The following is an 11870-nucleotide window of genomic DNA, read 5'->3' as shown; positions in this document are numbered from 1 at the left end:
CGCCCGTTGCGGAGGACGATCCTACGTTTCTTGCCCGGGGGCGCATCAAGGGTCTCATGGGGACACGTGCGCGGGCGTGCGATCCCAGTCGCCGGGCAGCGACGGTACCGTCCAGGACGGATCGGGGCGCCACTGTTCCCAGCCGTCCGAGAACGGCGACCCCCAGTCCCGGATCGCCTCGACCGCTGCGCGTCCCGCCCCGCGCACCCGCTCGGCGAGGTCGGCGTCCACCAGCCGGTCCCGCTGGGCCTGCGCGAACTCGTCCTCGTCCCGCCAGTGCCAACTGCGGTCCGGCTGCACGGTGATGTCCAGGAAGTGGTCCTCGGAGTCGACACCGCCCTCCCAGCGGGCCAGCGGCTCCTCCAGGTTCACGTACCAGTTCTTGAACACCCAGCCCGGATCCCAGAACAGCCACACCGACCACGGATCACCGGGCCGGGCCAGCTTCAGCACCCCGGTGCCGAACCAGCGGTCGCGCTGCACGGTGCGCGGCTTGGTGTAGCGCGTCGCCAGCGGCTCCAGGTGCACGGGCGTGCCGTCGGCGAGCACCGGCTTGACGCACTCGGTGCCGGGCGCCAGCCACACGGCGAGCAGATCGGCGTCGTCCCGTACGACGGTGACGGGCCGCACGATGTGGAAGTGCCGCCCGCCGTTCTCCCGGTACCGCCACAGGATGTGACTGCCCGGAGCCCAGAACTCCGCCGGGGCGGCCGGACCGCCCGCCTGTGCCGCCGCGCTCATCGCTTCACCGTCTGCCATGGACAGATATTAGGTGCCCTGACCAACCGACGCGGGGGTGATCGCGAGGAGCGGATGTCACGGACGGGTCATCCGCAGCACGTCCAGGGCCTCGTCCAGCTGTTCGTGCGTGAGGTCGCCGCGCTCGACGTACCCGCCCTCCAGCACCACCTGACGGATCGTCTTCCGCTCGGCCAGCGCCTTCTTGGCGACCTTGGCGGCCTCCTCGTACCCGAGGTACCTGTTGAGCGGCGTGACCACGGACGGCGAGGACTCGGCGTACTCGCGGGCCCGTTCGCGGTTCGCCGTGATGCCGTCGACGGTCCGGTCGGCGAGCAGCCGCGAGACGTTGGCGAGCAGCCGCACCGACTCCAGCACGTTCTTGGCGATGACCGGCAGCATGACGTTCAGCTCGAAGTTGCCGGCCGCCCCGGCGGTGGCCACGGTCGCGTCGTTGCCGACGACCTGGGCGGCGACCATGAGCACGGCCTCCGGGATGACCGGATTCACCTTGCCCGGCATGATGGACGAGCCGGGCTGCAGATCGGGCAGCACGATCTCCGCGAGCCCGGTCCGCGGCCCCGACGACATCCACCGCAGATCGTTCGCGATCTTCGTCAGCCCGACGGCGATGGTCCGCAGCTGCCCACTCGTCTCGACGATGCCGTCCCGTGCGCCCTGCGCCTCGAAATGGTCGCGCGCCTCGGTCAGCGGCAGCCCGGTCGCGCGGGCCACCTCCTCGATGACGGCGGCGGCGAAACCGGGCGGGGTGTTGATGCCGGTGCCGACCGCGGTGCCGCCCAGCGGCAGCTCGGCGAGCCGGGGCAGCGACGCGTTCAGCCGCTCGACGCCGTACCGCACCTGGGCCGCGTACCCGCCGAACTCCTGGCCCAGCGTGACGGGTGTGGCGTCCATCAGGTGCGTACGCCCCGACTTCACGACGTCGGCGAACTCCCCGGCCTTGCGCTCCAGGGCGGCGGCCAGGTGGTCCAGCGCGGGGACGAGGTCCCGGCTCACGGCGGCGGTGGCGGCGATGTGGATCGACGACGGGAAGACGTCGTTGGACGACTGGGAGGCGTTGACGTGGTCGTTGGGGTGCACGTCGCGGCCGAGCCGCTCACTGGCCAGGGTGGCGATGACCTCGTTGGCGTTCATGTTGGACGAGGTCCCCGACCCCGTCTGGAACACGTCCACGGGGAAGTGCTCGTCCCACTTCCCCGCGGCGACCTCGCCCGCCGCCTCCTGGATCGCGCCGGCGATCTCCTTGTCCAGCACCCCCAGCTCGGCGTTGACCTTGGCCGCCGCGCCCTTGATCCGGGCCAGCGCCTCGATGTGCGCGCGCTCGATGCGCTGCCCGGAGACGGGGAAGTTCTCGACGGCACGCTGCGTCTGCGCCCGCCACTTGGCGTCCGCCGGGACGCGGACCTCGCCCATGGAGTCGTGCTCGATGCGGTAGTCGCTCATACCGGGTACAGCGTGCGGGGCGGTGCGGATGTTCCGGGCGGGGAGGGGGATCCAGCCCCTCCGGCGTTCGAGGGGCGGAGGCCCGGGGCAGCGCCCCCGGGTCGGGAAGGGCAGGCGCGGCGGGGGGCGGGAACCGTCCCCCCCCGCGCCCTGGGGTACTACGCCAGCCCCGGCCCCCGCACCGGGATCGTCGTGAACGTCGGCGCCGGCGCCGGGTCCTGGAAGAAGTCGTTGCCCTTGTCGTCCACCACGATGAACGCCGGGAAGTCCTCGACCTCGATCTTCCAGACCGCCTCCATGCCGAGCTCCTCGTACTCGACGACCTCGACCTTCTTGATGCAGTCCTGCGCCAGCCGCGCCGCCGGGCCGCCGATGGAGCCGAGGTAGAAGCCGCCGTGCGCGTGGCACGCGTCGGTGACCTGCTTGCTCCGGTTGCCCTTCGCCAGCATCACCTTGGAACCGCCCGCCGCCTGGAACTGCTCCACGTAGGAGTCCATCCGCCCGGCCGTCGTCGGCCCGAAGGACCCGGACGCGTACCCCTCCGGCGTCTTCGCCGGGCCCGCGTAGTACACCGGGTGGTCCTTCAGGTACTGCGGCATCTCCTCGCCCGCGTCCAGCCGCTCCTTGATCTTGGCGTGCGCGATGTCCCGCGCCACGACCAGCGGGCCGGTCAGCGACAGCCGGGTCTTGACCGGGTACTTGGTCAGCTCGGCGAGGATGTCGTCCATCGGCTGGTTGAGGTCGATCTTGACGACGTCGCCGGCCTCGTCGAGCTGCTCGTCCGTCGTCTCCGGCAGGAACCGCGCGGGGTCCGTCTCCAGCTGCTCCAGGAAGACGCCCTCGGCGGTGATCTTCGCGACGGCCTGGCGGTCCGCCGAGCAGGACACCGCGATGGCGACCGGGCAGGACGCCCCGTGCCGGGGCAGGCGCACCACGCGCACGTCGTGGCAGAAGTACTTGCCGCCGAACTGCGCGCCGATGCCGATCTTCTGCGTCAGCTCGAAGACCTTCTCCTCCAGCTCCTTGTCCCGGAAGCCGTGGCCCAGCTCCGAGCCCTCGGCCGGGATCTCGTCCAGGTAGTGCGCGGAGGCGTACTTCGCGGTCTTCAGCGCGTACTCGGCGGACGTGCCGCCGACGACGATCGCCAGGTGGTACGGCGGGCAGGCGGCCGTGCCCAGCGAGCGGATCTTCTCCTCCAGGAACTTCATCATGGAGGCCTCGTTCAGCACGGCCTTCGTCTCCTGGTACAGGAACGACTTGTTGGCCGAGCCGCCGCCCTTCGCCATGAACAGGAACTTGTAGGCGCCGCCGTCGGTCGCGTACAGCTCGATCTGGGCCGGGAGGTTGGAGCCGGTGTTCTTCTCCTCCCACATGGTGAGCGGAGCCATCTGCGAGTAGCGCAGGTTCAGGTTCTTGTAGGCGTCGTAGATGCCCCGGCTCAGGGCCTCCTCGTCGCCGCCCGCCGTCAGGACGTTCTGGCCGCGCTTGCCCATGACGATCGCCGTGCCGGTGTCCTGGCACATGGGCAGCACGCCCGCCGCCGCGATGTTCGCGTTCTTCAGCAGGTCCAGCGCCACGAACTTGTCGTTGCTCGACGCCTCGGGGTCGTCGATGATGCGGCGCAGCTGGGCGAGGTGGGCCGGGCGCAGGTAGTGCTGGATGTCGTGGATGGCCTCCTCGGCCAGCTTGCGCAGCGCCTCGGGCTCCACCTTGAGGAACGTCCGCCCGTCGGCCTCGAAGGTGGAGACGCCCTCGGAGGTCACCAGCCGGTACGGAGTGGTGTCCTCGCCCTGGGGGAGCAGATCGGTGTACGCGAACTCAGGCATCTCGCCCATTCCTCACTCGACATCACGCGCGGCTGGATTCCTCAGCAACGACGGCTGGCCTCCATTGGCAGCGTCCACCAGCGTAGAACCTGTCGTCGGCGGCGAGCTTGTGAGGTAAGGCTCAGTGGGCGGCGGGGGCGAACGGCGCGACAAGGCCGCCCCCACCCCTGGTCGCGATCTATCGCGTTTCGGTACGCTGCCGTGGTGGACCTTCAGAAGCACGACCGACAGCAGGACACGGGCCCGGCGCCGCACGTCACCGAGCTGCGCGCCTCGGACGCCGACCGTGACCGCATCGCCGACATGCTGCGCGACGCCCTCGCCGAGGGGCGTCTGACCGCCGAGGAGCACGCCGAGCGCGTGGAGGGCGTGCTGGCCGCCAAGACGGTCGGCGAGCTGGACGTGTTCGTGCGCGACCTGCCCGCCGCGCACGGCCGACGGGACGCCGCCGCGGCCCCGGTCCCCGACCGCCCCACCCTCGGCGCGATCCCGGCGGACCCCGAGGAGAACGTGGTGGCGGTGTTCAGCGGCGCCGTCCGCAGGGGCCGTCGGCGCGCGAGCCGCCGTATCCACGCGTACGCGGTCTTCGGGAGCGTGGAGATAGACCTCAGCGAGGCGCTCTTCGAGCACCAGCAGGTCGTGATCAAGGCGTTCGCGGTCTTCGGCAGCGTCGAGGTGCGGGTCCCGGAGAACGTGTCGCTGCGCGGCGCGGGCGGGGGTGTGCTCGGCAGCTTCGAGGTGGACTCCCTCGATTCGGCCGAGGCGGAGGCCCCCGTCGTCTACGTGGACGGCTGGGCCGTGCTGGGCAGCGTCGAGGCGCGCCCCAAGCGGGGCAGGATCGTCGCGGACATCCTCGACCGGGTACAGCGCAAGGTGGAGAAGGGGTTGCGCAAGCACATGTAGCGCGGCGCCCGGCACGGGGGGAAACCCAGTGCATAGGCGCGCGCACAGCGGGTAAGCCTGACGCATCGTCTCTCGCTCGCGAAGCCGTCGTCAGGAGTAGACCGTGCTGCAACCGCCGCATTCGTCCCTGCAGGTAGCCGCCGTTCCGGCCCAGCGGGTGCCCGTGCGGGACAGGGACCAAGACGCTCCGTGGCACACCGAGGCGGTGTGCCGGCGCGACGAGGCCGGACTGTTCTTCGCACCCTCCAAGGAACCCACCGCCGCCCGGCTCTCCCGCGAGGAGGCGGCCAAGCGCGTGTGCGCCCGCTGCCCGGTCATGGTCGAATGCCGCGAGCACGCGCTCCTGCAGCCCGAGCCCTACGGCGTCTGGGGCGGCCTCACCGCCGCCGAACGCCGTGTGGTCCTCGCCCGCCGTCGCCGCCGCGACCTGGAGCTGAAGAAGACGGCCGGCGCCGCGACGGGCCGCATAGCCGCGGCCGGCTGACCCCGGACACGACAAGGGCGCCCCCTCCGCACAGGGGGCGCCCTTTGTCACGCCGGTCAGGACAGCCGGGTCAGGGGCACGGCTTTCTCACGCCCCGGGCCCACGCGGGCGCGACCGGCCGCACCTGTCGGCGCCGGGCGGTGCACCCTCCCGAGGGGCGCGGGGCCGTGCTCAATGTGCGGCTCCGCCGCGTGGGCGCGACCGGCCGCCACGAACCCGCACCCGCCGACGGACAGGCGCCCCCGCTTCGATGGGCGCCCCGCGACACCGGCAGAGTCACTTCGCCCGGTCGAAGTCGATCGCGCTGTACGCCCGCAGCTTGCTCAGCCGGTGCTCGGAGTCGATGCGCCGCACCGTGCCCGACTTCGACCGCATCACGATCGAGTCGGTGGTGGCCGTCTCGGACCGGTACCGCACGCCGCGCAGCAGCTCGCCGTCGGTGATGCCGGTCGCGACGAAGAAGACGTTGTCCCCGGCGACCAGGTCGTCGGTGGTCAGCACCCGGTCCAGGTCGTGTCCGGCGTCGATCGCGCGCTGCCGTTCCTCGTCGTCCTTGGGCCACAGCTTGCCCTGGATCGTGCCGCCCAGGCACTTCACGGCGCAGGCCGAGATGATGCCCTCCGGCGTGCCGCCGATGCCGAGCAGCAGGTCGATGCCGGTGCCCTCGCGCAGCGCCAGGATGGAGCCGGCCACGTCGCCGTCGGAGATCAGCTTGATCCGGGCGCCGGTCTCCCGGACCTCCTTGATCAGGCCCTGGTGCCGGGGCCGGTCGAGGATGACGACCGTGACGTCCTCGGGGGTGCGCCGCTTGGCCTTGGCGACCCGGCGGATGTTGACGGACACGGGCGCGTTGATGTCGACGAAGTCGGCGGCCTCCGGGCCGGTGACCAGCTTGTCCATGTAGAACACGGCCGACGGGTCGAACATGGAGCCGCGTTCGGCGGCGGCCAGCACGGCGATCGCGTTGGACATGCCCTTGGCGGTCAGCGTGGTCCCGTCGATCGGGTCGACGGCGATGTCGACCTCGGCCCCGGTCCCGTCCCCGACCCGCTCCCCGTTGAAGAGCATCGGGGCCTCGTCCTTCTCGCCCTCGCCGATGACGACGACGCCGTTCATCGAGACGGTGGAGACGAGGGTGCGCATGGCGCGGACCGCGGCACCGTCGGCGCCGTTCTTGTCACCGCGTCCGACCCAGCGGCCGGCGGCCATCGCCGCGGCCTCGGTGACCCGGACGAGTTCCAGGGCGAGGTTGCGGTCGGGGGCCTCGGAGGGGACGTCCAGTTCGGACGGCAAGTGATGATGCTCGGTCATCGGAGCGCACCTTTCTGATACGACGACGGCCGGATGAGGGTATGAGTCGCACTCTATCGCCAGTCCGACAAAATGAGCAGGGGACCCCACGGATGAGCGGAACGGGGACCTGCGACGATAGGGGCGTGGCAGGTACGAAAGGCAAGCAGAAGACGGCCCGGGACATGATCCTCTCCCTGGGGGTCATCGTGCTCGTGGGGCTGGGGATGTGGATCTTCATCCCGCACAGCGAGGGGGAGCCCGACATCAAGCGGGTCGACTACCGGGTCGAGCTGCTCACCGCGCGCCGTGCCGCGTCATACCCGGTGGCGGCGCCGGAGGGGCTGTCCGAGGACTGGAAGCCGACCTCCGTCCGGTTCCGCGGCGACGACTTCGACGCCTGGCACCTGGGCTTCCGCGCCCCCGACGGCGAGTACGTGGCGGTCGAGCAGTCCATGGAGAAGCCGGCCACCTTCATCGAGGAGGCCAGTCAGGGCGGGCGGAAGAGCGACGCCACCGAGCGGATCGGCGGCCGTACGTGGACCCGGTACGAGGGCGGCCGGTACGACGCGCTGGTGCTCCAGGACACGGACGGTGTCAAGGGTGCGACGACCGTCGTGGCGGGCACCGGGCCGTTCGAGCAGCTGGCCGACATGGCGGCGGCACTGAAGACGGGCTGAGCGCCGGTCACGACCGGCGTACGACGAAGGCCCCCGGCGCATGCCGGGGGCCTTCGTGCCGCGGTGACCGCGCCGTGGCGCGGTCACCGTCTCAGACGGTGGTGACGACCTGCTCGTACGACAGGCGCGGGGAGCGCGGGAACCAGGCGTCCGGGCCCGGGCGGCCGATGTTGACGACCATCAGCGGGGTGTGGTCGTCGTCCAGGAACTCCTTGCGGACGCCCTCGAAGTCGAGGCCGGTCATCGGGCCGGCGGCCAGGCCCGCGGCGCGGACGCCGACGATGAAGTACGCGGCCTGCAGGGCGGCGTTCAGCAGGGCGGCGTCCTCACGCGCGGGGCGCTCGCTGAAGAAGGCGTCCTTGGCCTGGGGGAAGTGCGGGAAGAGCTGCGGCAGCTCCTCGTGGAACTCGTTGTCGGCGGACAGGATCGCGACCAGCGGGGCGGCGGCGGTCTTGGGCCGGTTGCCCTCGGCCATGTGCTGGACCAGGCGCTCGCGGGCCTCGGGGGAGCGGACCAGCGTGATGCGCAGCGGGGACTGGTTGAAGGCGGTCGGGCCGTACTTGACCAGGTCGTAGATCGCCTGCACCTGCTCGTCGGTCACCGGCTCGTCGGTGAAGGTGTTGGCGGTGCGGGCCTCACGGAACAGCAGGTCCTGGGCGGCGGGGTCAAGAACGAGAGACATGCGTGAACTTCCTGGGGATGCGCGTCGGCCCCGTGCGGTTCGGCGCGGGAGCCGTTGACGGGGACGAGGCTACGCCAAAGAAGTTCAAGCTTCAATCAATAGGAGAGTGCAGTGATCCGCTTCACGCGTCCAGGGGTGACACAGGTCACGCCCGGCGGGCGATCATTTCGCCCGCCGGACGCGGTCCTACCGGGCACAGACCGCACCTCACACGAATGGGACCGCACCGACATGACCAGCACCGTCAAGGGCCCCGCCTCCTACTTCCCCTCCATCGAGAAGAAGTACGGCCGGCCGATCGCGGAGTGGAAGGAACTGATCCGCTCCTCGCCGCTCACCAAGCACATGGAACTCGTCACCTGGCTCAAGACCGAGCACGGACTGGGCCACGGACACGCCAACGCACTCGTCGCCCACACGCTCGCCGAGGACAGCGGGAAGTAGCGGGAGCGGGAGAACGGGAGGGCGCTAGGCGTCCGCGTCCTCGTCCTGCGCCCCGGTCTCCTCGGCCAGCGCCGCGTCCAGGCGGGCGCGGGCGCCCTCCAGCCACCGCCGGCACACCTTCGCCAGCTCCTCGCCCCGCTCCCACAGGGCGAGGGACTCCTCCAAGGTCGTGCCGCCGGCCTCCAGCCGCCGTACGACCTCGATCAGCTCGTCCCGCGCCTGCTCGTACCCGAGCGTCCCGGACTCGGCCGCCGGCTGCTCCACCTCGCTGGTCATCCACTCACCCTATGCGTCGACTCGTACGGAGAAATCACCTTCGAAAACGCGAGCGCGCAGCGTCTCGCCCGGCTCCACCTCGCCCGGGTCCCGCACCGCGCGGCCGTCGGACCGCTGCAGCACGGCGTACCCGCGCTGGAGGGTCGCGGCGGGGGAGAGGGCCACCACGCGCGCGTGCGTGTGCGTCAGCTCGGAATCGGCCCGGTCGAGCTGGTGCCGCAGGGAGCGGCGGCCCCGCTCCAGCAGGGCCGCCACCTGCTCGGCCCGCTCGTCGACCATCCGGTGCGGGTCCTGGACCGACGGCCGGGACAGCGCGTGGGCCAGCCCCCGCTCCTCGCGGTCGACGAACGCCGCCACGCACCGCCGTGCCCGGTCCCGCAGCTGCCGCACCCGCTCGTACTCCTCGCCGACGTCCGGTACGACCTTCTTGGCGGCGTCGGTCGGCGTGGAGGCGCGCAGGTCGGCGACGAGGTCCAGCAGGGGACTGTCCGGCTCGTGCCCGATCGCCGAGACGACCGGCGTACGGCAGGCGGCGACCGCCCGGACCAGCTGCTCGTCGGAGAACGGCAGCAGGTCCTCCACGCTGCCGCCGCCGCGCGCGACGACGATCACGTCCACGTCGTCCCTCGCGTCCAGCTCCTTCACCGCCTGCACCACCTGCGGCACGGCGTGCACGCCCTGCACGGGGACGTTGCGCACCTCGAAGCGGACGGCGGGCCAGCGGTTCCGGGCGTTCTCCAGCACGTCCCGCTCGGCCGCGGAGGCCCGCCCGCAGACCAGACCGATCAGCTGCGGCAGGAAGGGCAGCGGCTTCTTCCGCTCCGGCGCGAACAGGCCCTCGCGCGCGAGGGACTTCTTCAGCTGCTCCAGCCGTGCCAGCAGCTCCCCGACGCCGACCGGCTTGATCTCGGCGGCCCGCAGGGACAGCTGCCCGCGCGGCGCGTACCACTCCGGCTTGGCGTGCACGACCACGCGGGCGCCCTCGCCGACCACGTCCGCCACCGCGTCGAACACCTGGCGGTAGCAGGTCACGCTCACGGAGATGTCGTACGACGGGTCACGCAGCGTCAGGAACACCACCCCGGCGCCCGGCCGCCGCGACAACTGCGTGATCTGCCCCTCGACCCACACCGCGCCGAGCCGGTCGATCCAGCCCCCGATCAGCCGTGACACCTCGCCGACGGGCAGGGGAGCTTCGGGGGACGTGTTCGCAGCCATGCGCCGAGCGTAACGGCCGGGTACGACAACGGCCCCCGCCCGGACACACGTACGGCTCCCCGCCTGGACCGACAGGGCGGGCGTCCCGCGCCGAGCCGGCCGAGAGGCGCCCGGGCCGGGCCTGCGCGGCGCGCGCCGTCTCCGCGCGTGGCCGCCGCCCGGGTCGCCAGGCGGGTGTCCGGGACCGGGCCGGCCGTGAGGCTCCCCACCGTTCCGGCCCGAGCCCGCTGTCTCGCGTCCGGCGGCCCCACGGCCGGCCCGGTCCCCTCCGCGCCGCCCCGCGGCCTCACAGCTCGCCGTCCCCCTTCCGTGGGTCCGGCGGTGACGCCCCGCCGGCCTCGTCCGCCCGCGCGGGACGGCTCCGTCCTCACCGACCCGTTCCCGCGGGGCCGGCTTCCCGTGCCCCGTCCGTCCCAGGACGCCACCGTCCTTGCCGACCGACCCGCGGGGCCGGTCTCCCGTGGCCCCCGTCCGTCCCAGGACTCACGCACTCGCCGCGCTCCTCCGACGGGCCTGCGCGGCCAGTACCACCAGGCCGATCGCCAGCCAGACCGCTCCCACCACCTGCGCGGTCCCCGAGGCCTCCACGATCACCGCGATCGTGATGGCCGCGCCGAGCACCGGCACCAGCACATGCCGCCACCAGCTCACCGGCCCCCCGCGGCGCCGCACCGCGAACCAGCCCACCACGCTCGCGTGCAGCAGCGTGAACGCGGTCAGCGCGCCGATGTCGACCACCGACACCAGGTGGTCGAGGCCGTCGTCCCGGCGTGCCGCCCACACCGCCGCCACCAGCGTGATCACGGCCGCGACCAGCAACGCGACCCGCGGCACCCCACCGTCCGTGCGCGCCAGCGCCCCCGGCAGCCGCCGGTCGCGCCCCATCGCGAAGAGCAGTCGTCCCGCCGCCGCCTGCCCGGCCAGCGCGGCGAACGCCGCACCGATCGCCTTGCTCACCGCCACCAGGTCGTGCAGCCACGTCCCCACGGACGAGTCCACCGCGTCGTAGAACGCCGACCCCTGCCGCGCCGGCTCCGCCGCCAGCCGCGCCGACGACACCGGCTCCAGCAGCGCCACCAGATACGTCTGCGCCACGAACAGCACGCCCGTCAGCGCCAGGCAGAACAACAGCGCCCGCGCCACCTTCGCCGACCCACCGGTCACCTCCTCCGCGAACGTCGCGATCGCGTCGAAGCCCAGATACGACAGCACCGCCACCGACACCGCGCCGACCACCGCCGACAGCGCGAACGCCCCCTGCGTGCCGTCCCCGGACAGCGGCGACAGCCAGCCCCGCTCGGCCCCGTCGCGCGCGAGGACCACGATCGCCGCCACCACGAACACCAGCAGGACCGCGATCTCCAGGGCGAGGACCAGGAAGCCCACCCGGGCCGCCGTCCGCACCCCCCACAGGTTCAGCGCCGTCGTCACGACCACCGCGAGCGCTGTCCACACCCACCGCGACACCTCCGGGACCAGTGCCTCCATGGCGATACCGGAGAACAGGTAGGCCACCGCGGGGATGAGGACGTAGTCCAGCATCGCCATCCACCCGGCGACGAAACCGGCCCCGTCGCCGAGCCCCACGCGCGCGTACGCGAACACCGACCCCGCCTGCGGGACCACCCGCACCATCTGGGCGTAGCTGAAGGCGGTGAACGCCATCGCGACCGTGGCGACGACGTAGACGAGGGCGACCGCGCCGTGCGACTTGGCGTCCAGGGTGCCGAAGACGCCGACCGGCGCCATGGGCGCGATGAACAGCAGCCCGTAGACCACCAGGTCCCGGAAGCCCAGGCTGCGCCTCAGCTCGTGTTCCCCACCGGCCCGGGGGGCCGTCGTACCGGTCTCGGACATCGTGCCTC

Annotated in this window: 12 protein-coding genes; 4 read left to right on the top strand and 8 right to left on the bottom strand. The window is 72.2% G+C overall.

Annotation, left to right across the window (positions count from 1 at the left end; genetic code table 11):
* Nucleotides 1–54: 54 nt before the first annotated feature.
* From ACIRFH_RS05555 to ACIRFH_RS05545, 3 genes are all read right to left on the bottom strand, one after another.
* The gene (locus tag ACIRFH_RS05555; RefSeq protein ID WP_403517248.1) at nt 55–759 is read right to left on the bottom strand and encodes a DUF402 domain-containing protein; all 705 of its coding nucleotides are present in this window, start codon (nt 757–759) and stop codon (nt 55–57) included.
* A 57-nt stretch (nt 760–816) separates the two neighbouring features.
* Nucleotides 817–2202 carry a class II fumarate hydratase gene (locus ACIRFH_RS05550; RefSeq protein ID WP_403517247.1) on the bottom strand — a complete coding sequence of 462 codons (1386 nt, stop codon included), beginning with the start codon at nt 2200–2202 and terminating at the stop codon, nt 817–819.
* Nucleotides 2203–2360: 158 nt separating this feature from the next.
* A complete protein-coding gene (locus tag ACIRFH_RS05545; protein ID WP_403517246.1) occupies nt 2361–4037 on the bottom strand; it encodes a fumarate hydratase in 1677 nt (558 codons plus the stop codon).
* 195 nt (nt 4038–4232) lie between these two features.
* On the opposite strand from ACIRFH_RS05545, the gene ACIRFH_RS05540 reads away from it, so the two are divergent.
* Together ACIRFH_RS05540 and ACIRFH_RS05535 are read left to right on the top strand one after the other, a co-directional pair.
* Complete coding sequence (locus tag ACIRFH_RS05540; protein ID WP_403517245.1) at nt 4233–4931, top strand: DUF1707 domain-containing protein; 699 nt, start codon at nt 4233–4235, stop codon at nt 4929–4931.
* A 103-nt stretch (nt 4932–5034) separates the two neighbouring features.
* The gene (locus ACIRFH_RS05535; RefSeq protein WP_403517244.1) at nt 5035–5415 is read left to right on the top strand and encodes a WhiB family transcriptional regulator; all 381 of its coding nucleotides are present in this window, start codon (nt 5035–5037) and stop codon (nt 5413–5415) included.
* A 276-nt stretch (nt 5416–5691) separates the two neighbouring features.
* Here the strand turns inward: ACIRFH_RS05535 and glpX are convergent, their stop codons facing one another.
* On the bottom strand, nt 5692–6726 hold the full coding sequence (glpX, locus tag ACIRFH_RS05530) for a class II fructose-bisphosphatase (protein ID WP_403517243.1): 1035 nt from the start codon (nt 6724–6726) through the stop codon (nt 5692–5694).
* A gap of 125 nt (nt 6727–6851) precedes the next feature.
* Here glpX and ACIRFH_RS05525 point away from each other — a divergent pair, with 125 nt between their 5' ends.
* Nucleotides 6852–7385: a DUF4245 domain-containing protein gene (locus ACIRFH_RS05525; RefSeq protein ID WP_403517242.1), complete on the top strand. Its 534-nt coding sequence runs from the start codon at nt 6852–6854 to the stop codon at nt 7383–7385.
* 91 nt (nt 7386–7476) lie between these two features.
* Here the strand turns inward: ACIRFH_RS05525 and ACIRFH_RS05520 are convergent, their stop codons facing one another.
* Nucleotides 7477–8067 carry a malonic semialdehyde reductase gene (locus tag ACIRFH_RS05520; protein ID WP_403517241.1) on the bottom strand — a complete coding sequence of 197 codons (591 nt, stop codon included), beginning with the start codon at nt 8065–8067 and terminating at the stop codon, nt 7477–7479.
* A 231-nt stretch (nt 8068–8298) separates the two neighbouring features.
* Between ACIRFH_RS05520 and ACIRFH_RS05515 the strand changes: the two genes are divergently transcribed.
* A complete protein-coding gene (locus ACIRFH_RS05515) occupies nt 8299–8511 on the top strand; it encodes a DUF4287 domain-containing protein (protein WP_403517240.1) in 213 nt (70 codons plus the stop codon).
* A 24-nt stretch (nt 8512–8535) separates the two neighbouring features.
* On the opposite strand, the gene ACIRFH_RS05510 is transcribed toward ACIRFH_RS05515, so the two are convergent.
* The 3 genes from ACIRFH_RS05510 to ACIRFH_RS05500 all read right to left on the bottom strand — a co-directional run bounded on the left by ACIRFH_RS05510 (nt 8536) and on the right by ACIRFH_RS05500 (nt 11862).
* Nucleotides 8536–8787 carry an exodeoxyribonuclease VII small subunit gene (locus ACIRFH_RS05510; RefSeq protein WP_403517239.1) on the bottom strand — a complete coding sequence of 84 codons (252 nt, stop codon included), beginning with the start codon at nt 8785–8787 and terminating at the stop codon, nt 8536–8538.
* A gap of 9 nt (nt 8788–8796) precedes the next feature.
* A complete protein-coding gene (xseA, locus tag ACIRFH_RS05505; RefSeq protein WP_403517238.1) occupies nt 8797–10005 on the bottom strand; it encodes an exodeoxyribonuclease VII large subunit in 1209 nt (402 codons plus the stop codon).
* Nucleotides 10006–10488: 483 nt separating this feature from the next.
* Nucleotides 10489–11862 (bottom strand): APC family permease, encoded by a 1374-nt coding sequence (locus ACIRFH_RS05500; RefSeq protein ID WP_403517237.1) that lies wholly within the window; start codon nt 11860–11862, stop codon nt 10489–10491.
* Between the last annotated feature and the right edge of the window lie 8 nt (nt 11863–11870).

Source organism: Streptomyces sp. NPDC093586 (genome assembly GCF_044764905.1).
GTDB lineage: Bacteria > Actinomycetota > Actinomycetes > Streptomycetales > Streptomycetaceae > Streptomyces.
This window is presented reverse-complemented; position numbering and strand designations above follow the sequence as displayed.